19 protein-coding genes and 1 other annotated feature are annotated in these 21683 nt (G+C 56.3%); of the genes, 12 read left to right on the top strand and 7 right to left on the bottom strand.

Annotation, left to right across the window (positions count from 1 at the left end; genetic code table 11):
- Window positions 1-6: 6 nt before the first annotated feature.
- A complete protein-coding gene (argS, locus tag DFG60_RS11970) occupies window positions 7-1689 on the bottom strand; it encodes an arginine--tRNA ligase (RefSeq protein ID WP_114572014.1) in 1683 nt (560 codons plus the stop codon).
- A gap of 58 nt (window positions 1690-1747) precedes the next feature.
- Window positions 1748-1962: a binding site (T-box leader), on the bottom strand.
- A 136-nt stretch (window positions 1963-2098) separates the two neighbouring features.
- On the opposite strand from argS, the gene DFG60_RS11965 reads away from it, so the two are divergent.
- The gene (locus DFG60_RS11965; RefSeq protein ID WP_114572013.1) at window positions 2099-2893 is read left to right on the top strand and encodes an alpha/beta hydrolase; all 795 of its coding nucleotides are present in this window, start codon (window positions 2099-2101) and stop codon (window positions 2891-2893) included.
- 42 nt (window positions 2894-2935) lie between these two features.
- Here the strand turns inward: DFG60_RS11965 and trhO are convergent, their stop codons facing one another.
- Window positions 2936-3853 (bottom strand): oxygen-dependent tRNA uridine(34) hydroxylase TrhO, encoded by a 918-nt coding sequence (gene trhO, locus DFG60_RS11960; RefSeq protein WP_114572012.1) that lies wholly within the window; start codon window positions 3851-3853, stop codon window positions 2936-2938.
- Window positions 3854-4087: 234 nt separating this feature from the next.
- Here trhO and DFG60_RS11955 point away from each other — a divergent pair, with 234 nt between their 5' ends.
- The 4 genes from DFG60_RS11955 to DFG60_RS11940 all read left to right on the top strand — a co-directional run bounded on the left by DFG60_RS11955 (window position 4088) and on the right by DFG60_RS11940 (window position 7809).
- The gene (locus DFG60_RS11955; protein WP_114572011.1) at window positions 4088-4735 is read left to right on the top strand and encodes a TVP38/TMEM64 family protein; all 648 of its coding nucleotides are present in this window, start codon (window positions 4088-4090) and stop codon (window positions 4733-4735) included.
- A 228-nt stretch (window positions 4736-4963) separates the two neighbouring features.
- Entirely contained in the window at window positions 4964-5290 is a 327-nt protein-coding gene (locus DFG60_RS11950) for a DUF485 domain-containing protein (protein WP_114572010.1), read from the top strand.
- Complete coding sequence (locus tag DFG60_RS11945; RefSeq protein ID WP_114572009.1) at window positions 5287-6843, top strand: solute symporter family protein; 1557 nt, start codon at window positions 5287-5289, stop codon at window positions 6841-6843. Before DFG60_RS11950 ends, DFG60_RS11945 begins: the two co-directional genes overlap by 4 nt.
- A 117-nt stretch (window positions 6844-6960) precedes the next feature.
- Window positions 6961-7809: a sulfite exporter TauE/SafE family protein gene (locus DFG60_RS11940; RefSeq protein ID WP_114572008.1), complete on the top strand. Its 849-nt coding sequence runs from the start codon at window positions 6961-6963 to the stop codon at window positions 7807-7809.
- A 43-nt stretch (window positions 7810-7852) separates the two neighbouring features.
- On the opposite strand, the gene DFG60_RS11935 is transcribed toward DFG60_RS11940, so the two are convergent.
- Entirely contained in the window at window positions 7853-9232 is a 1380-nt protein-coding gene (locus tag DFG60_RS11935) for an alanine/glycine:cation symporter family protein (RefSeq protein ID WP_114572007.1), read from the bottom strand.
- A gap of 155 nt (window positions 9233-9387) precedes the next feature.
- On the opposite strand from DFG60_RS11935, the gene DFG60_RS11930 reads away from it, so the two are divergent.
- The 3 genes from DFG60_RS11930 to DFG60_RS11920 all read left to right on the top strand — a co-directional run bounded on the left by DFG60_RS11930 (window position 9388) and on the right by DFG60_RS11920 (window position 12596).
- Window positions 9388-10605 (top strand): PucR family transcriptional regulator, encoded by a 1218-nt coding sequence (locus tag DFG60_RS11930; protein ID WP_114572006.1) that lies wholly within the window; start codon window positions 9388-9390, stop codon window positions 10603-10605.
- A 121-nt stretch (window positions 10606-10726) separates the two neighbouring features.
- Window positions 10727-11851 carry an alanine dehydrogenase gene (gene ald, locus DFG60_RS11925; protein WP_114572005.1) on the top strand — a complete coding sequence of 375 codons (1125 nt, stop codon included), beginning with the start codon at window positions 10727-10729 and terminating at the stop codon, window positions 11849-11851.
- 196 nt (window positions 11852-12047) lie between these two features.
- A complete protein-coding gene (locus tag DFG60_RS11920) occupies window positions 12048-12596 on the top strand; it encodes a DUF1836 domain-containing protein (protein WP_232818706.1) in 549 nt (182 codons plus the stop codon).
- Window positions 12597-12744: 148 nt separating this feature from the next.
- On the opposite strand, the gene DFG60_RS11915 is transcribed toward DFG60_RS11920, so the two are convergent.
- The 3 genes from DFG60_RS11915 to DFG60_RS11905 all read right to left on the bottom strand — a co-directional run bounded on the left by DFG60_RS11915 (window position 12745) and on the right by DFG60_RS11905 (window position 14912).
- Window positions 12745-13218, bottom strand: a complete 474-nt coding sequence (locus DFG60_RS11915) for a hypothetical protein (RefSeq protein WP_114572003.1) — start codon at window positions 13216-13218, stop codon at window positions 12745-12747.
- A 171-nt stretch (window positions 13219-13389) separates the two neighbouring features.
- Complete coding sequence (locus tag DFG60_RS11910; RefSeq protein ID WP_232818705.1) at window positions 13390-13782, bottom strand: restriction endonuclease; 393 nt, start codon at window positions 13780-13782, stop codon at window positions 13390-13392.
- Window positions 13783-13952: 170 nt separating this feature from the next.
- A complete protein-coding gene (locus tag DFG60_RS11905) occupies window positions 13953-14912 on the bottom strand; it encodes a potassium channel family protein (protein ID WP_198661593.1) in 960 nt (319 codons plus the stop codon).
- A 164-nt stretch (window positions 14913-15076) separates the two neighbouring features.
- Here DFG60_RS11905 and DFG60_RS11900 point away from each other — a divergent pair, with 164 nt between their 5' ends.
- The gene (locus DFG60_RS11900) at window positions 15077-17218 is read left to right on the top strand and encodes a PAS domain S-box protein (protein WP_114572000.1); all 2142 of its coding nucleotides are present in this window, start codon (window positions 15077-15079) and stop codon (window positions 17216-17218) included.
- On the top strand, window positions 17215-18309 hold the full coding sequence (locus DFG60_RS11895; protein ID WP_114571999.1) for an SDR family oxidoreductase: 1095 nt from the start codon (window positions 17215-17217) through the stop codon (window positions 18307-18309). The genes DFG60_RS11900 and DFG60_RS11895 overlap by 4 nt, the downstream gene beginning before the upstream one ends.
- A gap of 93 nt (window positions 18310-18402) precedes the next feature.
- On the opposite strand, the gene DFG60_RS11890 is transcribed toward DFG60_RS11895, so the two are convergent.
- Window positions 18403-19797, bottom strand: coding sequence for a TrkH family potassium uptake protein (locus DFG60_RS11890; RefSeq protein ID WP_114571998.1), 1395 nt, complete (start codon window positions 19795-19797; stop codon window positions 18403-18405).
- Between the two features lie 212 nt (window positions 19798-20009).
- Between DFG60_RS11890 and DFG60_RS11885 the strand changes: the two genes are divergently transcribed.
- Window positions 20010-20249, top strand: coding sequence for a hypothetical protein (locus DFG60_RS11885; protein ID WP_114571997.1), 240 nt, complete (start codon window positions 20010-20012; stop codon window positions 20247-20249).
- Between the two features lie 170 nt (window positions 20250-20419).
- Complete coding sequence (gene tnpB, locus DFG60_RS11880) at window positions 20420-21592, top strand: IS200/IS605 family element RNA-guided endonuclease TnpB (protein WP_114571996.1); 1173 nt, start codon at window positions 20420-20422, stop codon at window positions 21590-21592.
- Window positions 21593-21683: the final 91 nt, after the last annotated feature.

Below are 21683 nucleotides of genomic sequence, written 5' to 3'. Positions count from 1 at the left end.
TTTGGCTTACATTTCTTCCGGAGCGCCGACGCCGAGCAGACGGAGACCTTCCGTCAGGACGACCGTGACCGACTTGACGAGCGCGAGGCGCGACTGCTTGCCTGCGTCCTCCTCGAGCACACGGACTTGGCCGTAGTACTTATTGAAGCTCTGCGCGAGGTCGAGGACGTAGCGGCTGATGATCGACGGCTCGCGGCGTGCGAACGCACGGTCGATGACGACCGGGAACTGGTTGAGCATCGAGACGACACCCCATGTGTAATCGTCGTCGTTTCCTTCGAAGGCGGAACCGTCATAGTTCCCTTTGCGCAGGAGCGAGTTCGCGCGGGCGTTCGTGTACTGCACGTAAGGGCCCGTCTCCCCTTCGAACTTCAGCATCTGTTCGAGGTCGAACTCGATGTTGTTCATCCGCTCGTTCTTCAAGTCATGGAAGATGACGGCGCCGACGCCGACCTGGCGAGCCGTCTGCTCCGCGTTCGCGAGGTTCGGGTTCTTCTCGGCGATGTTCTGCTTCGCGACGTCGATCGCTTCCTTGAGGACCTCTTCAAGCAGGACGATTCGGCCTTTACGCGTCGACATCTTCTTGCCGTCCTTCATGATCAGGCCGAACGGGACGTGGTGCATCCCGTCGACATGATCGAATCCGAGCTTCTTCAAGACGGCGAAGAGTTGCTTGAAGTGGAGCGCCTGCTCGCCGCCGACGACGTAGAACGCCTGCTCGAAGTGATATGTCTCGTGACGGTAGACCGCTGCCGCAAGGTCACGCGTCGCATAGAGCGTCGCGCCGTCCTTCTTCTTGATCAGGCAAGGCGGCATGCCTTCTACCTCGAGGTCGACGACCATCGCACCTTCCGACTCGATGAGCAGATTCTTCTCCTCGAGCAGGTCGACGACGTGCTGCATCTTGTCATTGTAGAACGCTTCCCCGTTCAGGCTGTCGAACTGGACGCCGAGCAAATCGTAGACGCGCTGGAACTCGACGAGCGAGACCTCACGGAACCATGTCCAGAGTTCTGTCGCTTCCGCGTCGCCTTGTTCGAGCTTCTTGAACCAGGCACGTCCTTCGTCCTCGAGTGACGGGTTCGTTTCCGCTTCCTCATGGAAACGGACGTACAGCTTGAGCAGCTCCTCGATCGGATGCGCCCGGACCGCCTCTTCCTCGCCCCACATCTTGTAGGCGACCATCAGCTTGCCGAACTGTGTCCCCCAGTCGCCGAGGTGATTGATGCCGACGACGTCGTATCCCTTTTTACGTGAAATCTGGTTGAGCGCGTTCCCGATCACCGTCGAGCGCAAATGTCCCATCGAGAAAGGCTTCGCGATGTTCGGGGACGAGAAGTCGGTCACGATCGTCTTGCCGTTCGCTTCGCTCGTTCCGAATTCGCCGCCCTTCGCGAGTACCTCGCCGACGATCTCACGCGAGACGACGGAGCGGTTCAGGAAGACGTTCACGTACGGACCAGCTGCCTGGACCTTCGAGAAGAGCGGGTTCTCAAGCTTCTCCGCAAGGTCTGACGCGATCATGACCGGTGCCTTCCGGAATGCCTTCGCGAGCATGAAGCACGGGAAGGCGAGATCGCCGTGATCTTCGTGTTTCGGTTGCTCGATCAACTGTTCGATTTGCTCAAGTGTAAGTTCCTCGCCGATGACGCCGTGCAAGATCTCCGCATATTGCTGTTTGTAACTCATATCGTATCCCTCCAAGGATGAAAATTTTGACAAATAAAAAACGCCCTTTGCCTATACGCAAAGAGACGGGTTGACCGCGGTACCACTCTTCTTGGCGCTTCACCTGTGCGCCCACCTTGACGGGGATAACGGGGGTCCCCCGGCTGTGCCTCCTTGACGTCGGACAGCGTCTCCGAAGTGCGTTTCAAGAATTCTCGTCCACCGGGCTCGCACCGTCCCCGACTCGCTTGTTCGGACTTCCGAAATCTCTACTCTCTTCATCATAGACTCATATTATATCTTACCCATTATACGCAATCGTCCTGCAAGTCTCAACCTAAATATCTGTCTCTGCCTTTGCCGAAAATACGCATTTGAGGGTAAAGAAGGAATGAAGCAAAAATCCTCCACTCCAGAAAGGATGGGTGCCATGTCGATCACGGAACTCCATCTCCACGTCCCGTCCGAACAGAAGGAACGAATCGTCCGCGTCTTCCGGCCGACCGACGTCGACGATGCCCGTCCGCTTCCTGTCATCTACATGCATGACGGACAAAATGTGTTCAGCGGAGAGACAGCCTCGTTCGGGACCGGATGGGAAGTCCATCGCGCGCTCCACCGGATCGGCCTCGATGCGATGGTCGTAGCAATCGACAGCCCGGACGACCCGCTCGACCGCTACGACGAATATGCCCCCTGGTCGGACGGCGCCCTCGTCATGCGGACCGCCTATCCGTCACAGCGCAAATCCGTCGGCGGAAAAGGCGGAGCGTATGCCAAGTGGCTGATCGAAGACTTGAAACCGCTCATCGATGCGCGTTACGCGACCTTCCCGGACGACACGACGATGATCGGCAGCTCGATGGGCGGCGTCATCTCCCTCTATACCCTGTTCACTTACCCGGACAAGGTCCAGCGCGTCGCAGCCCTCTCGACGGCCGGTTGGGCGAACTTCGCCTCGCTCCTGCGCCTGATCGAGGACAGCCCGCCGCTCTCGCGCTTCCACCGTTGCTACATGGACGTCGGGACGAAAGAGGTGTCCGGCCCGATGAACGAGAACGACTACCTGCATACGAACGAAATCATCTCGAAAGCCGTCGCGAAGAAAGTGTCTCAATTCGAGTACCGGATCGTCCCCGAGGCGATCCACCATGAGACGGCCTGGGCCGAACGCATGCCTGACGTGCTTCGCTACCTGTTCGCGAAGAGTCCTTCCTATGATTGAACAAAAAAAACAGGCGGCCTCAGCGAGGCTGCCTGTCTGTGCTCATCCGACCAATTCTTCGTTTTTCTCCTTCACATAACGGTTCCGTGGATGCTCGCGGCATTCATCCGAACAAGAACGCTGAACTTTCGGTTCGCATTCCTCACAGCAGAAGTGCTGGCGGTTACATTCGGGATTCGCACAATTAACATATCTCGTCTCGTGCTTGCCGCAGTAGTAGCATTCCGATACGACCGTCGGGTTGACCGTGTTGACAGGTACTTGGATGCGCTCGTCGAACACATACAATTCACCTTCCCAGTCCTCGCCCTTCGTCGCCTCGTCCTTGCCATACATGACGACGCCGCCCTTCAGGTGGAAGATATCGTCGCTGTTTTGGCGTTTACGGAAATAGGCCGTGAACTTCTCGCAGCGGACGCCGCCCGTGCAATATGTCAGGACCTTCTTCCCTTCGAAGAGATGCTCGTTCTCGTCGAGCCATTCCGGGAAGTAGCGTGATGCTTCGACATCGACCTTGACGGCGTTCTTGAAATGCCCGAGGTCGTACTCGTAGTTGTTGCGGACGTCGAGGATGACGACGTCGTCACGATTCATCATTTCTTTCCATTCAGCCGGTTCGAGGTACGCCGCGTGGTCTTGCGGGACGTTGTAGTCCTCTTCGAAACGCCACGTGACGAGCTCCTTCTTGTAACGGACGAACATCTTCTTGAAGGCGTGCTCGTCCACTTCATCGATTTTGAACTCGATGTCGCGGAAGCGCTCGTCAGCTGTCAGATCCTTCATGTATTGTTCCGTCTGTTCGACCGTCCCTGAAAGCGTCCCGTTGATGCCTTCCGGAGCGATCAGGATGCGGCCCTTGATTCCGAGCTCCTTGCAGTACGCAAGATGCTCCTTCGTCAATTGTTCCGCATTTTCGATTGGTACATACTTGTAAAACAGTAATACGCGATAAGGTTTCATAATCCTCATTGGCCCCCATGTCAGTTTTTTGCAGGAAAACGAACGTTGGCGAACGAAGCGTCGTAGCTAATTCAGCTTGGGAACGCCTGCAAAACGCACCCATTTAGATATGATACCAAGAGCGCACGCGTTTCACAATCGCGAATTCGAGGAAGGCAGACGAGCGAAAGTCCCCCTTTTTCCTACGGAAAGAGTTACACTGAAGCTAGAGAATTTTTTGAAAGGGGATTTGGCATGCTCCAGACTTTACGCCACTGGATCGAGCAGATGATCCTGTTTCTTCAAGGCATACCGGGGGGGCCGTGGGCCGGGCTCGCTGCGCCGTTCCTCGAATCGATTTTCCCGTTCCTGCCGCTCGTCCTGATCATCTCGGCGAACGCCGCGACCTACGGATTCTGGATGGGTGTCCTCGTCTCCTGGATCGGAAGTATGCTCGGTTCGATCTTCCTGTTCGTCTGTATCAGATACCTGTTCCGCCGTCCGATGACGCGCTGGCTTGCGAAACACCAGACCGCTCAAACGTGGATCGAACGGGTCCGTCATATGAGTCCGATCTCGCTCGGTTTTTTGTTCTCGCTTCCGTTCATGCCGGCCTTCGTCATCACGTCGATAACGGCACTGATCCAGCTGCCGATCCGAACATACGTGATCGCGGCAGGCATCGGCAAGCTGATCGTCGTCTTGATCTTCTCATCGATCGGCAATCAGTGGGACTCGTTCCTCGAAAAACCTGTCCGTTTGCTCTTCCTCCTCATGCTGCTCGGCGCCCTCTGGGGAATCAGCCGCGGACTCGAGGAATTCATCAAACGTCGCGCGCTCGTCAAACGCAACGAGAACCTGCGGCATGTCGCAGATGAAATCGAGAAGAACGCTTCGGAATGAAGCGTTTTTTCTTTAGATCAGTACTAGGTCTTTAGAACTTTTTTTTAGCCAATTAATTATTTTAATATATCGTTCACATGTTTGTCACTATTGAAAACGCTTACAATAAATTGGTATGACCAATATCAGTATAATATTTGGTATCAGGTCATAAAAATTAGGATAGCTTTTCCAATCGTGTTCTTTCTATAATGAATCTAAATTCATTTCATTTTAGGAGGTAACTCGATGCATGATGTAGCGAACACGGTCCGATCGACCTCTACGAAATCTGCCGAGGAAATCGTAGCAAGTCCTGCCTTTCATCAGTTGATGCGCCAAAAGAACGGCTTCATCCTGCCCGCCATCCTTTTTTCCATGATCTTCTACTTCACTCTGCCGATTCTGACGAGCTATGCGACCTTCCTCAATGAGAAGGCGGTCGGCGACGTCTCCTGGGCCTGGATGTTCGCATTCGCTCAATTCATCATGACGTGGACGTTTTGCATCCTTTACAGCAAACGCGCGAAACGCTTCGACGAGCTGGTCGAGCGTATCAAGGAGGAGACACGATGAACTATACTGCTGTAGCACTTTTTGCGGCAATCGTCGGATTGACGCTTGTCATTACATACTTCGCTGCCCGCAAGACGAAGACGGCAAGTGATTTCTATACGGCAGACGGCGGTCTGACGGGGACGCAGAACGGTCTCGCGATCGCCGGCGACTACATGTCGGCCGCATCGTTCCTCGGAATCGCCGGGATGATCGCGCTCGCAGGATTCGACGGGTTCTTCTACTCGATCGGTTTCCTCGTCGCCTATCTCGTCGTCCTGTACCTCGTCGCGGAGCCGCTCCGTAACCTCGGGAAATACACGATGGCTGACATGATCGCGGCACGCTTCAACAAACCACGTGTCCGCGGCGTCGCCGCACTCAACTCGATCGTCATCTCGATCTTCTACATGATCGCCCAGCTCGTCGGAGCCGGTGCCTTGATTGAACTCCTGCTCGGCATCCCGTATACGACGAGCGTCATCGTCGTCGGGATCCTGATGACGGTCTATGTCGTCTTCGGCGGCATGACGGCGACATCGTGGGTCCAGATCACGAAAGCCGTCCTCTTGATGGCCGGCACTGCTGTCATCTCCTTCCTCGTGTTCGCGAAGTTCGATTTCTCGGTCATGAAGATGTTCTCTGAGGTCAGCACGGCGACACCGCTCGGAGCAGATTTCCTGAACCCGGGCAACAAGTTCAAGCTCCCGCTCGATACGATCTCGCTCAACCTGGCGCTCGTCCTCGGTACGGCAGGTCTTCCACATATCCTGATCCGTTTCTTCACGGTCAAGGATGCACCGACTGCCCGCCAGTCCGTCGTCATCGCCACTTGGATCATCGGCGCCTTCTACATCCTGACAATCTTCCTCGGCTTCGGTGCCGCGGCATTCGTCGGTTCGGATAAGATCATCGCAGCGAACGCAGCCGGCAACATGGCAGCGCCGCTTCTCGCGCAGGCACTTGGCGGAGACTTGCTGTTCGCTTTCGTCGCAGCCGTCGCCTTCGCGACGATCCTCGCCGTCGTGGCGGGACTCGTCCTGTCAGCGGCATCAGCCTTCGCGCATGACTTCTACGGTCATATCCTGCGCAAAGGAACTGCGACGGAACGCGAACAGATGACTGCGGCACGAATCGCATCGGTCGTCGTGGCGCTGCTGTCGATGGCACTCGCGCTCTTCGCCCAGTCGATGAACGTCGCCTTCCTCGTCTCGCTCGCCTTCGCGGTCGCAGCGAGCGCAAACCTCCCGGTCATTCTGTTCACGATTTTCTGGCGCCGTTTCAATACTGGCGGAGCCGTCTTCGGAATGCTGGTCGGTCTACTGTCTTCACTGATCCTCGTCGCACTCAGCCCGAACCTTTGGGCAGTCGACGGTTCAGCCGTATTCGTCGGGGAAGCCCTCTTCCCACTCGCGAATCCGGGGATCGTCTCGATTCCACTTGGCTTCCTTGGGGCAATCATCGGGACGTATCTTACTAAATCGGACGAAGTCGCCGGTAACTTCGAACGGATTCTCGTCAAGGCCAACACCGGCATCGATGCAGCGACGGAAGCCGCCGCGTCAAAAGAATAATCCCCCTAGCGGCGCCTTCAACCCCCTTGAAGGCGCCGCTCCCGTTCCTTCTTGTTTTACTTGTGTGCGTGAAGTCGGCATACTAAAGGAAGCAAACAGCAGGAAAGGAACTGGATCATGGACTTCTACTACTTCTTACCGCTCGGATTCTTCATCGGCATCATTTCAGGCTTCTTTGGAATCGGCGGCGGGATCATCCTGACCCCACTTTTGCTGATCCTCGGCTTCTCACCGAGCATCGCTATCGCGACGAGCCTCATGCTGACGCTCGGTTCGACCGTTTCCGGGACGCTCTCCCATCTTCGCCTGAAGAACGTCGTCTGGAAGGACAGTCTCATCGTCGGGGGTGTCGGCATCATCGGCTCGACGATCGCCACGCCGATCGTCCTTCGCCTCGAGGCTGCGAACGGCGCCCACCTCGTCATCTCGATCGTCTATATGGGTCTGCTGCTCTACTTCGCATGGAAGTTCCTAAGGCCCGGCCAGAAGAGCGATGATACGAAGGGGATGAAGAATCGATATGTCGCCCTCGCCTTCACGGGCATCTTCGCCGGCTTCGTCTCCTCGCTGCTCGGTGTCAGCGGAGGATTCATCATCACGCCTCTCCTCGTCAGCCTCGCCGGATACGAGCTGAAACGGGCAGTCGGAACGAGCATCGCCTCAGCGCTTCTGATCGTCGTGTCAGGTCTCGTCAACTATTCGGCGGCGAACACGGATGTCGACCTCCTCGTCGGAGCCATGCTGATTCTCGGAGCACTCCTCGGTGCGCCGATCGGGGCGAAGCAACTGACTCACTTCAAGCAGTCCTTCGTCAAGAAGTACCTCGGTATCTTCTATCTGACCGTGGCGACGAGCGTTTTGCTCGAGGTTCTCTCGTTCAATACGGCCTCGCTCATCCTGTTGATCGGATTGAGTGCCGTCTTCTTGATCATGCTCGTCGTCCGCGGATTCAAGCGCGCGACCTGAAACAGGCTCTCTTCCCGTCGCGGGAGGAGAGCCTGTCGTTCGTTCATGCCGTTTCTTTGAGCGGACGCCCGATTTCGTAGCGCTTCGTATGATCGATGACGATCTTCGAGAGCAACAGCATCCCGATCAGGTTCGGGATCATCATCAAGCCGTTCGCGATGTCAGCGACGAGCCAAAGCGCATCGAGATTCGCGACGGCTCCATAACAGGCGGCGGCTGAGAAGATGAGCTGGTAGGCGAAGTTAAGCCGCGTCGTTCCCGCCATGTACTCGAGACACTTCTCCCCGTAGACGTACCACCCGATGATCGTCGAATAGCCGAAAAAGAAGACCGAGAAGGCGACGACCCATTCCCCTGTCCCTCCGAGCACGCTGCCGAACGCTGCTGACGTCAGTGCCGCGCCGGACATCGAGGCGTCATGCGCGACGCCAGAGATCGCACCGCCAGTCGGATCCCAGAACCCTGTCGTCAAGAGGACGAGCGCCGTCATCGTACAGACGACGAGCGTGACGATGAACGTACTCGTCATCGAGATCAATCCTTGCTCGACCGGTCGTTCCGTCTTTGCTGATCCCGCGACGAGCGCAGCCGTCCCGAGACCCGCCTCGTTCGTGAAAATTCCGCGTGCGACCCCGACCTGGAGCGCCGTCATGACAGCGACACCCGTGAACGCCCCGGCCGGCGCAAGCGGCTGGAACGCATAGCTGAAGATCAGACCGAGTGCCGGCAGGATCATATCCGCCTTGAGGGCAAGGACGATCAGCGAAGCGACGATATAGAAGACGCTCATGATCGGCACGAAAATCGTTGAGATCGTGCTGATCCGTTCGAGACCGCCACGAATCGAGAAGTAGACGGCGATCGCAAGGACGATGCCGAACCCGAGCAGCGGGATGCCGAACGTCTTCTCGAGCACGGTCGACATCGCGTTCGCCTGGATCGTGTTCCCGACACCGAACGAGGCGATCAGGCCGAACAGGCCGAACGCGAGTGCAAGCGGTTTGAACGCCTTCCCAAGTCCGTGTTCTATGTAGTACATCGGACCGCTGACCATCTCACCTTTGTCGCTTTTGCGGCGATAGAGGACGGCCAGCAGGCTCTCCGCATATTTCGTCGCCATACCGACGAGGCCGATCACCCACATCCAGAAGACCGCTCCCGGTCCTCCCATCGTAAGTGCGACGGCGATCCCGGCGATGTTCCCGTTCCCGATCGTCGCAGCGAGCGACGTCATCAGCATCTGGAAGCTGCCGATCTCCCCGTCTCCGTTCTCCGTCTTCCTGAACGCGAGCCGGAACGCCTGCCCGAGCCTTCGGAACTGCAATCCACGCATCCGGATCGTGAAATAGAGCCCTGTCCCGACGAGCAACACCATGCTCGGTATTCCCCAAATCCATCCTGAAATGATTCGCAATGCCTCCATACAACTCTTCGCCTCTTTCTCTCTCTTTTCTGTGTATGCCGCTCACAGTAACACAATATTGTGAACAGGTACAATAGCTTGGAAATCTTTTTGTGATTTTTCACAAACAGGAGTATAGTAAACGTATAAGCCTCGTACTAGAAGGAGATACTACTATGTTGAATGCCACCTATCACTCACTCGATGAGCTTGCCGAAGCAATCGGGAGCGCCCTGAACGCCCCGATCACGATCGAAGACCGGGCCCATCGCCTGCTCGCGTACAGTACGCATACGATCGATACCGATCCGGCGCGGATCGCGACGATCATCGGACGACGCGTCCCTGAATCCGTCATCGATCAACTTTGGCGCGGCGAGGTCATTCAGAGCCTGGCCGAACAGGACGAGCCGCTCGTCATCTCGGCCCGGACGGACGTCGGACTGAACGACCGGGTCGCCATCGCGATCAAGCAGGACGGTGATGTGCTCGGCTATATCTGGTCGATCGCCCGGGCCACACCCTTCACCGCCGAAGAGCTCGCCCTTCTGAAAAAAGGGGCGATGCTCGCGCAGCGCCAGTTGCTTGCGCTCGATATGCAGAAGAAACGCCAGGAGGAGAAGAGTGAGCAGTTCTTTTGGGAACTGCTCCACGAGGAGATGGCCGAAGCTGACATCCTTCGCATGTTCTCGGAGCTCCACATCGCCCCACCCGGGATCAGCCGCCTGCTGCTCATCCGTTTCAAGGAGGCGATCACGCCGCGGCTCGCGGATCGTCTCCGGTATTTGTTGACGATCCAGCAGACCGTTCGTCCGCTTCTTCATGCTTATGACGGGCAGGATTTCATCTTGTGGATCAGCACAAACGAGGACGGTGCACAAGGGGAGCGTCTCCAATTCGACTCGTTCATCCAATCCTTCCGCCAACTCCTCGCCGAACGGTTCGATTATACGGACTTCGTCTGCGCGAGCAGCGAGGTGTTCACGGGCGTCCTGTCCGTCCTGGAGAGATACGAAGAGGCGGAGGTCGTCCTGCGCCTGAAGGAAGCCTATCCGTTCGAACTCGGTCCGGTCACGCGTTACGAGCGGCTCGGACTCTTCCAGCTCTTGCCCGTGTTCTCGGAACGCATCCGCCGCAAGACCGTGCGTCTCGAGGAAATCGAACGGCTGCGGGCCTACGACACGAGTCATGACGCATCGCTCTGCGAGACGCTCGAATGGTTCCTCCACTTCGACGGCAACGTCAAGCAGGTCGCTGCCCATCTCCATGTCCATCCGAACACGATCCTTTACCGGATGCGCCGGATCGAGGAGGAGGCAGGCATCCGGATGGAGTCGCTGCCGGAACGGGCACACCTTTATCTCTATCTGAAGGCTGAGCGTTATCCGCTCTGATTGTTTTGTGTTTCGTCACAAATCAGACAAGATATTTTTGAATTCGCCGATAAAGTGAAACGCTTTCATTTTTCGTATACTGAAAGGGTAGAAACGTTTATTCGCGAAAGGGGATCGCAACATGATCATCGGAGTACTAAAGGAAATCAAGAACAATGAGAACCGCGTCGCACTGACACCTGCAGGGGCAGCAGCACTGACGGCGAAAGGTCACACGGTATTGATCGAGACGGCAGCCGGAATGGGGTCCGGCTTCACCGACAGCGAGTATTTGAAAGCAGGCGCTCAAATCCTCGGGACAGCAGCAGAGGTATGGGGTCAAGCGGAGCTCGCGCTCAAAGTAAAGGAGCCGCTCGCTTCCGAGTATCAATACTTCCGTCAGGATCTGACGCTCTTCACGTACCTCCACCTTGCAGCAGAGCCGGAGTTGACGCGCGCACTCGTCGATTCGAAGATCACGGCGATCGCATACGAGACGGTCGAGAAGAACCGCACGCTCCCGCTTCTCACTCCGATGAGTGAAGTCGCAGGTCGGATGGCGTCCCAGATCGGCGCACAATTCCTTGAGAAGCCGCATGGCGGAAAAGGAATCCTGCTTGCCGGCGTACCAGGCGTCCGCCGCGCGAAAGTGACAGTCATCGGCGGAGGTGTCGTCGGGACGAACGCTGCGAAACTCGCAGTCGGCCTCGGCGCTGACGTGACGATCATCGACGTCAGTCCGGAGCGTCTCCGTCAACTCGACGACATCTTCGGCAACAGCATCAACACACTCATCTCGAACCCGTACACGATCGCGGAAGCAGTGGCGGAGAGCGATCTCGTGATCGGTGCCGTGCTCATCCCGGGCGCAAAGGCTCCAAAGCTCGTCACGAAAGAGATGGTCGAGCAGATGACACCAGGATCGGTCATCGTCGACGTCGCGATCGATCAGGGCGGTATCTTCGAGACGGTCGACCGTATCTCGACGCACGACGCACCGACATACGAGAAGTACGGTGTCGTCCACTATGCCGTCGCGAACATGCCTGGCGCAGTACCGCGCACGTCAACGCTTGCGCTCACGAATGCGACCCTCCCGTACGTCCTCGAACTGGCGAACAAAGGCACGCACCGCGCGCTTGCCGAGAACGCGTCGCTCGAGAAGGGACTGAACGTCGCAGAAGGATTCGTCACTTACGAAGCCGTCGCACGCGACCTCGGCTACACGTATAAGTCGGTCGAGGATGTCCTCCACCTTCACGCATGACCTCAAGAAATCCCGAGTCCGTCCCGGCGGCTCGGGATTTCTTTTGTTCCGGGCGTTTGCTTGTTCCCGCTCCGATTTGGTAATATAAGTTCAAATGACGTCCTAGAGAGGAAGTAATCGCATGTACGATGCTCAAGCTGTACAAACCCTGTCCAACTGCCTTCTTCGTTTGAAGGAAGGCGAAGGAATAGGTACGATGGCACTCGGCACAGACGGGGAGGAGACGCCTAAGGTCGTCAAGCGCCTCCAGCATTTCGATGCTGCCAAGAACGGTCTCTCGATCAATGAGATCGTCCATCTCGCGAACGTCCTGATCGGCGAGCATATGTCGGCGACGACGATCCAGAACTGGACGAAGCGCGAGGTACGGGACATCATCGGCGTTCCGCGTCGTGGAAAGAAGTACTCGATCAATCAGGCAGCGATCATCTATCTCCTCGACGACTTGAAACACCTGTTCTCACTCGAGGAGACGCGTGAAATCCTCTCGATCGTCTTCCAGAATCCGAACATCGACGAGGACGACCTGATCAGTCCGCTCGACTTCTATATCATCTATGCCCAGCATGCAGACACGAGCGGTCCGATCGAATTGACGGAGAAGCGTCTTAAACGCTCGCTGGAGCGTCTCCATGCCTATCGGGCCGAGACAGTCCAAGTGTTGCAGCTCTGCCTCTACGCACGCCGTATCTCGCAGCTGACGCACGAGGCGAAGGTTCGTCTGCATCAGATGCTCGATCAATGACATGCCGGAAAGCGAACAAGCCGAATATCCGAAATGCCCCCTTTCTTCCTGAAAGTCGGTGCAGACGGATACTCGGCTTTTTTCAACAGAACCCTCATATGAGCAGAAAAAAGGGAGCCTCCGCTCAGGGAGGCTCCCTCAAATCACTTTAGACAGCCGCGAGCGGCTTCAGCACACTGTTCGTCAAACTCTTCAAGACAGACAGCAGTTCATACATCGACAGCTTATCCGCGTCCTTGACGAGACGGTACTCGTCCCCGTCCTGGATCAATTCCGCCACGACGTCCCCGTTCGAACCGCGGACGGAGAACTTTCCTTTCGCTAGGTCGAATGAGATCGTGTATGTTCCACGCTCATAGACATTGTACTCGCACTTCTTCGAGAAGAGTGAAAACTTCTCTTTCATCTGACCTACCTCTTGACCATCATGGTTCATGACGACCCACTTCTTGCAAGTCGGGATGAACTTACCAAACGCGACCCCTCTGCCTTGACCATTCATTACTTGTACACGACCATCCGCTTCGTGCTGGACCGTACCGATCACTTGATGCGATTCATCATAGATCGCTGCCTGGCCCTGCGAAAAAACGCAACCCTGTACATAGACAACTTTGCGCAACGAAAATTCTCCTCTCACTGCTTAAACGTTCTGGTGTTTCGTCCCCAGTATATTTAGACATTCTTATAATTTATCTGTTCTTTATCTCTATGATATTTCGTTAACGAAAATGATTATTGCACCGATTCATCAAATTGACAACCCCCTTTTGTCGACAATCAATCGACAAACTCAGCGGACTCCAATTTCCTTCGCGAAAGCGAACAGCTCCTCACGTGCGATCAAACGGACCCGATTCGGTTCCGCCAGTTGATAGGCAGCTTCCGTGTAGACCGAATTCGTCACGACCCAGCCTTCATCGACCCCATAGAACGGCACGGCAGCAGCCACCTGCTGGACGGCCTCGAGACCGACTTTTCCGTTGTAGCGCTTTGCCTGGACCGCGATTCTGTAGCCGGATTCGTCCTCGATCAAGAGATCTGCTCCGAAATCTCCGGATGCCTGCGTCACTTCCACCTTATAGCCTGCCCGGTCGAAAACCTCTCCGAGAAACTCCTCGAACTCGCGCCCCTCCATCCGATCTATCCGCAGTGCAAGACTCGGAGTCAAGAATGCGAGAATCAAAAAGAGGGTACACCCTACTATACTTCCCCATCCAACAAAAAGTTCCCATGAACCTGAAAAAAAGTAAAATCCAGCGCCCGCGAGCACTGCAAATAGCAATGCCATCGTCAGGCGTCTCTTCCTTAGTCCCATATGATATTCCCCTGTCCTCTCCTTATCAACTTTCTTGCTCACGAGAAAATCCGCTCGAGTTGGATCATCTTCTCCCGTTCACCGAAGAGAACGAGTGTATCGTCTTCCGCAAAGATGAAATCACGGTCAGGGGCGTGCATCAATTCATTTCTCCGCCCGACGGCGATCAAGGCGAGCTGATGCGCCCGAAACTGCTCGACGTCCGCGTAGCGCTTCCCGATCAGCGGATTGCCGTGCTTGAGCGTGACCTCGTCGATCCGGAAATCCCCTTTGTACCCTTTCAGAATCGAATCGATGTAGTCGACGCTGCGCGGACGCAGCAATGCCATCGCCATCTTCGTCCCGCTGAGGCTCGACGGATTGATGACCTGGTCCGCCCCCGCCTGCAGGAGCTTCGCCTCGACGCCTGGCGCCTCGGCCCGCCCGACGATATGGATGTCCGGGCAGAGTGCACGCGCCGAGATCACGACGAAGACGTTGACCGCGTCGTCCGGCGTCGCAGCGACGATCCCCTTCGCCTTCTTGACGTGCGCCCCGAGCAAAATCGAATCGTCCGTCGCCTCCCCCTCGAGGAAATAGACCCGCTCCATCGCCTCGAACCGGCTCGTGTCCCGGTCGATGACGACGACGTTCGCATCCCGCTCCCGCAACTCTTCAACGATCCTGCGTCCGACACGTCCGTATCCGCAGACGATGAAATGATTCTCCAGCCGCTGTATCTGTTTCAACATTCTCTTTCTCCTCGCTTCATCTGAAGTCGTCTCCTCGATCAGCAGCACGGAAAGTGTCGCAAGGCTGTAGGTCGCGACCGACACGCCGAGCGGGAGCAGGCTGAGCGCGAATATCCGGCCTTGCGTCGTATGCGGCACGATGTCCCCGTATCCGACCGTCAGCACCGTCACGACCGTGAACCAGACTGCATCGAGCAGCGAAAGTCCCTCGATCCACAAAATACCAAAGGAACCGACGAGCAGGATGGAGAATAGTAAGAAGACCATGAAAATCAACCGGGCCCACAGACGATGCCTGCTCACGACATAGCGTATCCTTTCAACCATTCTCATCACTCGCATCTCGTCGCCCACTCTCGCTCAATTAAGAATCCTATTTCTTATCCTACATATTTTTTTCCATCCGTTCCACAAAAGGAGGATTGACCGTCATGGCGAATGATTCCACTCCACCCGTGCTCTCGATTCAGGCTGTGCTCTCCGCCTCTCCCAATGGCATGGCACTGCTTTCCAGGGATGGGACGATCCACTATGCCAATCCCGCGTTCATTGAACTATTCCCACGCACGGAAGAAGCGAAAACCACCATCTATGAGCTCTGGTCTCTCGATTCGCGGGAGACGCTCCCGGAAGACGTCTCGTTCTTCCTCCCTCATCACTGTACGATCTCGCAGGTCGAAGGATCCGTCTATCATCTTCTGTCGCTTGCGGTGCCGCCGGTCGTCGAGACCGTCCTTGACGCTCCGATCGATGCAGCAATGATCGTCACGGATGGATCGTTCAAAATCACACGCTACAACGAAGGAGCAGCTGCACTGTTCGGCTATTCCGCTTCTGACGCGATCGGCCGGATGACGCCGGTCGACCTGCATGATCGCCAGGAACTGGATGCCCGTAAGCTCCGGCTCGAGAAAATCAACCTCCGCCCACTCAGCTATGAGGAGACACTCCTCGTGCACGGACGGGATACGGAGAATGAATGGACGTATCGCCGAAAGAACGGCTCAATCCTGAACGGACGCCTCTTCATGACGCCGCTCGACGACGGACAATCCGGTTATTTCCTGATCATCCTCGATATCACGGGACAAAAACAGCTCGAACGGCATCTGACGCAGAGCGAGCGCCGCTTCCGCCTCTTCTCGGAATCTGTCGTCGAGGCCGTCATCTTCCATGAGAACGGCATCATCCTCGATGCGAACCGGGCCGCCGAGATCATCTTCCGGACGACGCTCGAGTTGATGAAAGGACATCAGACGAGCGAATTCATCGCAGAACCTTACCGGGAAGACGTCCTGAAGCGGATCGAGTCGCACCAGGAGGAGCCTTACGAGGTCGTCGGACGGCGAGCGGACGGGACGCTGGTCGAGATCGAGGTCTTTCCGCGGGAGATTTTCCACGAGAAGCAGCGGATGCGGGTTGCCGTCGTCCGCGACATCACGGAGCGCAAACGCATCGAGCGGATGCTCGAGCGCGAGAAGAACGCTATCATGCGTCAACGCGACATCATCCAATCGATCCTTCAGGCATCGAACGAAGGATTCCTGCTGACCGAGGAGGACGGGAGCTTCATCTTCATGAACATCCGCGCGCGGAAGCTGCTCGACATACCGGGAATCGCCCCGAGCAAGATCCAGGAACGGATCAGTCTGATTCCGCACATCGATGCCCAGACGAAACACTTCATGCTTGAGGAGGTCGAGGGCCTGCTCGCGGGACGGATCCATGAGGTCTCCTTCCGCTTCGCGATCCAGCGTCCGAACGAGACGACGGATCTCTACTATGAACTGTACGGCACTCCGGTGACGAAGGAGAAGAGCAGGATCGGCAAGCACGGATTCCTGTTCGCCTTCCGGGACCGGACGGAGGAGGAGAAGATGGACCAGGTGAAAAACGAACTCGTCAGCACCGTCTCTCACGAGCTTCGAACGCCCCTCTCCTCGATTCTCGGCTACATGGAGCTCCTGCTGCACCGCCAAGTCTCGCCCGAGAAGACGCGCCGCTACATCGAGACCGTCCATAACGAGGCGAACCGCCTGACTTCGCTGTTGAACGACTTCCTTGACATACAGCGCATGGAGGACGGACGGCAGCAGTATGAGTTCGAGGAGTTCTCACTGCATGATCTCGTCATCGAGACGGTGGAGACGTTTTCCGAAACCGCGAGGCACACGATCAGCCTCCATTCGGAAGACGATCCGCTGTTCATCCAGGCCGACCGCAACAAGATCAAACAGGTGCTGATCAACCTCATGTCGAATGCGATCAAATACTCGCCGCACGCGAACCAGGTCGACCTGACGCTTACGCGCCAAGAGGACCATGCCGTGATCGAGGTCAAGGACTACGGTATCGGCATACCGCACAACTCCTTCGACAAGCTGTTCACGAAGTTCTACCGGGTGGACAACTCGGACGTTCGAAAAATCGGCGGGACCGGACTCGGTCTCGCCATCTGCAAGGAAATCATCGAATCACATGGCGGCTCGATTTCCGTCGAATCGGAAGTCGGAAAAGGCTCCCTCTTCTCCGTCATGCTCGAACTCCATCCTCGAAAGGAACGAATATCATGAAACGCACCTATCTGATGACAGGTTTCCCAGGATTCCTCGCAACGAAGCTGATCGAACACCTCGCGCTCTTCCCGGACCAGATCGAACGCTTCTACCTGCTCCATCTCAAGCAGGAGGAGGAGCAGGCGTCAGCGCGCAGGGACGCGTTGATCGCCGCAACACCGCTCAAGGCAGACCAGCTCGTCCTCGTCACAGGCGATATCACGATGCCGGGCCTCGGCCTCAAGGCGGAGGATGCCGAGGCCATCCGCTTGGAGGTCACGCATCTCTTCCACCTCGCAGCGCTCTACGATCTCTCGACCGAATACGCGCCGGCTTACCGGATCAATGTCGAAGGGACGTCTCACGTCACGCGATTCGCACACGGGTGCTCCTCCCTCGAAAGATACGTCTACTTCAGCACGGCATATGTCGCAGGACTGCGGCAAGGCATCATCCGGGAGAACGAGCTCATCCCGTGTGATTTCAAGAATGCATACGAGGAGACGAAGTTTCTCGCGGAGCAGCGTTTCCACGAAGAAATCGGGTCGCTTCCATATACGATCATCCGTCCCGGTATCGTCGTCGGCCACTCCGAGAGCGGCGAGACACCGAAATGGGATGGCGTCTACTTCGTCCTCAACGCGATGCGGATGCTCGAGCGATTCGCACCGCTCCCTTACGCCGGGGCCGTCAATGCCGAGGTCAACCTCGTCCCGTACGACTTCGTCGTCCGCGCGACAGCCTATTTGAGCCATGATTCAAAAGGGATATGCCAGACCTATCATCTGACCGACCCATTCCCTCACGGGGCCCGTGCCTTGTACCGGATGCTCCACGAAGCCTACTTCGCCCGCCCGCCCCGCGGCATGGTCCCGTTCCGCCTCGTGTCGTCCCTGTTGACGCCGCGTGTCGCGAAGCTCGTCCAGATGCAGCGCGAGACGCTCGATTATTTCGTTCATCCGGCTCACTTCGACTGTACGAACACCGTCCGCGACCTTCACGGTTCAGGCATCGTCTGTCCGGATTTCAAGGAAGTGATTCCACGAATCGTCTCCTACTATAAAGAGCAGCACCCATCGAAGCAGCGAATCCCTCAGGAAGTCCGCTGAGCAAACGAAAAGGAATGGACCCGTGATTCACGTGTGGACGTGATCGCAGATCCATTCCTTTTTTTGAAGGCATGATTTCCAAACGGCTGGTCATCAGCCGATCAGCATGTTCTCCTTCGGGTAGCGGATCGCCCGGTCATGCTGCGTCGCGAACATGAACAGGATCGTCAAGGAACCGACACGACCAAGCAGCATCATGAACATGATCAGCCCTTTGCCGATGCTGTTGAGCTCCGGCGTGACGTTCAGTGACAAACCGACCGTCCCGAATGCCGATACCGTCTCGAAGAACAGGCCGATGAACGATACGTTCGGTTGCGTCAAGGCGAGGAGCGTCGTGACGACTGCGATGAAGAGGAGGCTGAAGACGGCGATCGCATAAGCCTTCTGGATCGCTTGCGGCATGACCGTCCGGCGCATCAGGACGGTCTCGCGCTGGCCGCGCAGGTACGTCCAGACGTTCTTGAGGATGACCGCCGCCGTCGTGACCTTGATGCCGGAACCAGTCGACGCGGAACCTGCTCCGATGTACATCAGGACCATCATCAAGCCGACCGACAGAGGAACCATCGTCGTCAGGTCGATCGTCTGGAAACCGGCCGTCCGCGTCGTGACGACCTGGAAGAACGTGATGTGGAGCGCTTCGAAAAACGTCTTATCCTGCAAAGTCCCGAGGTGCGACAACCATTCGTACCCCATCATGAGGACCGTCCCGATTCCGTTGATGACGAGCAGTGAGAGGAGCATCAGCTTCGAATGGAGCGAGATTTTCTTGAATCTCCGATTCTCCGTGATGTCCGCGAGCACCGTGAAACCGAGACCGCCGATCATCAGGAGGGCGGAAATCGTCAGGATGAACGTCGTATCCTGCTGGAAGGAGATCAAGTTGTCGCCCCAGAGCGAAAATCCAGCGTTATTGAAAGCGGACACCGCATGGAACAGCCCATAATAGATCGATTTCATCCCTTTATAGCCATACTGGATGTAGAGGTCGAGCGCGATCAGCGTCATTCCGAGGAATTCGAGAACGAGCGTCGACAGGATGATGTGCCGGACGAGACGGATCGTTCCGCCCGGACTGTCGAGGTTGAACATCTCCTGGATGATGATCCGCTGCCGGATTCCGATTTTCCGACCCGTGACGCTCAGCATGACGAGTGCGACCGTCATGAATCCGAGACCGCCGATCTGGATGAGGAACATCAAGATGATCTGTCCGAGCAGATTGAACGATTCCGGTATATTGACCGGCGAGAGTCCAGTCACGGTCCCGGCCGACGTAGCGACGAACAGGCAGTCGAGGAACGACACGTCCTGTTCTGCATTTTGGGAGGCCGGGAGCCACAGCAGGAAACCGCCGATCAGGATGGTCAGCGTGAATCCGAAGGCGATGAAGCGTGCCGGCTTATCGAACAGTTGATGATATACATTGCTGCCGAAGTCGAGCAACGGACCGTGCGTCCGGTGCCTCTTCTTTGCGAAAACCATATGTCTTCCTCCTGTGAATTAGAGCTTTCAAAAGTGCCTTTATCATACTCCCCGCAAGCTGAATCGACAATCAATTTTTTCAGGAATCCCTTCGCCCTGCTCCCGCCCGAAGAAAAATTGAGAATGGATCGATTCAACGCTAAACCTTTTTCGTTTTTTTTGGTAAAATGAAATACAGGTCACCCGAAAATACGAAGGAGTTGAATGAGACCGTGGATCCCAGTACGATCGATCGTTCCATTGAAGATGTTTGGCGAAGGCTAGAGAGACAATCACAGTGCATGCCTGCACAGCTTTATTATCAATTCGAGGAGCTATTGTCCCTTCCATTGGAACAGTCGATTATCAATGAGCTGTACATTGCGTTAAAAAAATATGACATTCTGACCGATATAGAGCGTGACGAACGAAACGAAAGCATTCAGATGCTGATCGACGAAAACGGCGCGTGATTCTCGGTTTTTGGATTTCCGAGCAGAAGACGCCCTCTTCTGCTCTTTTTTATCAAAATTAGGCGAGAATACTCCCACTTCTAAACCTTGAGGGCGAGGCCCTGATGAAAGTGGGAGATGAATCGCCAGCTCTCCTTCAGGGTATATTCCCTTCTAAGGAGGTGAGAACCATGTTGAAGCATAGGGCGTACAAATTCAGGTTGTATCCTACGAAAGAGCAGGAAATCCTGATCGCCAAGACGATCGGATGTTCACGCTTCGTCTTCAACCATTTCCTCGCGAAATGGGATGAATCCTATCAAACGACTGGAAAAGGGCTGTCGTACGGCGCGTGCGCGAAGGAGTTGCCGATGCTCAAACAAGAATTCGACTGGTTGAAGGAGGTCGATAGTACTTCTGTTCAAGCCAGCGTGAAACATCTTGCCGACGCGTTCGACCGCTTCTTCAAGAAGCAGAACGAACGGCCTCGATTCAAGTCGAAGCGCAACCCCGTCCAGTCGTATAAGACGAACATCCAAGGCAAGTCTCAGCTTCCTGAAGTCTCGATCGTCGGAAACCGCCTCAAACTTCCGAAGCTGAAGTGGGTCCGCTTCGCCCAGTCGAGACAGGTCGAGGGGCGGATCCTGAACGCGACGATCCGACGCAACGCCGCAGGGAAGTACTTCGTCTCCCTGCTCGCAGAGCAGGAGATCGACGAAATGCCAAAGACCGGCTCATCCGTCGGCGTCGACGTCGGGCTCAAGCACTTCGCCGTCCTGTCCGACGGCACCGTGTACAAGAACGACCGCTACTTCCGCACGCTCGAGAAGAAACTGGCGCGCGAACAGCGCAAGCTCTCCCGCCGTCAGCGCATCGCCCTGGACAGGAAGGTGAAGCTGTCCGAGGGGAGGAACTACCAGAAGCAGAAGCACAAGGTCGCGCGCATCCACGAGAAGATCGCGAACAAGCGGAACGACCTCCTGCACAAGGTCTCGACCGAGATCGTCAAGAACCACGACGTCATCGGGATCGAGACCCTTCAGGTGAAGGACATGCAGCAGGACCGCCAGCTGAGCAAGGCCATCTCGGACGTGGGCTGGTCCGCATTCCACCGGATGCTCGAGTATAAGGCCGACTGGTACGGGAAGGCCGTCGTCAAGGTCGGCAAGACGTTCGCCTCGAGCCAGCTCTGTTCGAGTTGCGGCCATCAGCACAAAGACGTGAAGCGTCTCGCACTGCGTGAATGGACGTGCCCGAGTTGCGGGATCCACCACGACCGTGACGTGAACGCAGGACTGAACCTCAAACGAGAAGCGGAACGCCTCCTCGCTTCTTCAACCGTCGGGACGACGGGGCTAGCCTGATCCGGTTCTGGCCGATCGGCCGGATAACTCAGGAATCCTCCTCCTCTAAGCAAAGCGTAGGTGGAGGTAGTTCAATTTCGTTCACGAAACT

Origin of the sequence: Exiguobacterium flavidum, from assembly GCF_003344535.1 — a bacterium.
Classification (GTDB): Bacteria; Bacillota; Bacilli; order Exiguobacteriales; family Exiguobacteriaceae; genus Exiguobacterium_A; species Exiguobacterium_A flavidum.
The sequence above is the reverse complement of the archived record's forward strand: the minus strand, read 5'-3'. Positions and strand labels throughout refer to the sequence as shown.

What these genes read in the sequence shown, in the direction of transcription:
- DFG60_RS11955 (WP_114572011.1), top strand. Translation starts at nt 4,088, where the DNA reads ATGCTCCAGACTTTACGCCACTGGATCGAGCAGATGATCCTGTTTCTT.
- DFG60_RS11930 (WP_114572006.1), top strand. Translation starts at nt 9,388, where the DNA reads ATGTTGAATGCCACCTATCACTCACTCGATGAGCTTGCCGAAGCAATC.
- DFG60_RS11935 (WP_114572007.1), bottom strand. Translation starts at nt 9,232, where the DNA reads ATGGAGGCATTGCGAATCATTTCAGGATGGATTTGGGGAATACCGAGC.
- DFG60_RS11940 (WP_114572008.1), top strand. Translation starts at nt 6,961, where the DNA reads ATGGACTTCTACTACTTCTTACCGCTCGGATTCTTCATCGGCATCATT.
- DFG60_RS11900 (WP_114572000.1), top strand. Translation starts at nt 15,077, where the DNA reads ATGGCGAATGATTCCACTCCACCCGTGCTCTCGATTCAGGCTGTGCTC.
- DFG60_RS11890 (WP_114571998.1), bottom strand. Translation starts at nt 19,797, where the DNA reads ATGGTTTTCGCAAAGAAGAGGCACCGGACGCACGGTCCGTTGCTCGAC.
- DFG60_RS11945 (WP_114572009.1), top strand. Translation starts at nt 5,287, where the DNA reads ATGAACTATACTGCTGTAGCACTTTTTGCGGCAATCGTCGGATTGACG.
- DFG60_RS11950 (WP_114572010.1), top strand. Translation starts at nt 4,964, where the DNA reads ATGCATGATGTAGCGAACACGGTCCGATCGACCTCTACGAAATCTGCC.
- DFG60_RS11920 (WP_232818706.1), top strand. Translation starts at nt 12,048, where the DNA reads ATGGCACTCGGCACAGACGGGGAGGAGACGCCTAAGGTCGTCAAGCGC.
- DFG60_RS11895 (WP_114571999.1), top strand. Translation starts at nt 17,215, where the DNA reads ATGAAACGCACCTATCTGATGACAGGTTTCCCAGGATTCCTCGCAACG.
- DFG60_RS11965 (WP_114572013.1), top strand. Translation starts at nt 2,099, where the DNA reads ATGTCGATCACGGAACTCCATCTCCACGTCCCGTCCGAACAGAAGGAA.
- tnpB (WP_114571996.1), top strand. Translation starts at nt 20,420, where the DNA reads ATGTTGAAGCATAGGGCGTACAAATTCAGGTTGTATCCTACGAAAGAG.
- trhO (WP_114572012.1), bottom strand. Translation starts at nt 3,853, where the DNA reads ATGAAACCTTATCGCGTATTACTGTTTTACAAGTATGTACCAATCGAA.
- DFG60_RS11905 (WP_198661593.1), bottom strand. Translation starts at nt 14,912, where the DNA reads ATGGTCTTCTTACTATTCTCCATCCTGCTCGTCGGTTCCTTTGGTATT.
- argS (WP_114572014.1), bottom strand. Translation starts at nt 1,689, where the DNA reads ATGAGTTACAAACAGCAATATGCGGAGATCTTGCACGGCGTCATCGGC.
- ald (WP_114572005.1), top strand. Translation starts at nt 10,727, where the DNA reads ATGATCATCGGAGTACTAAAGGAAATCAAGAACAATGAGAACCGCGTC.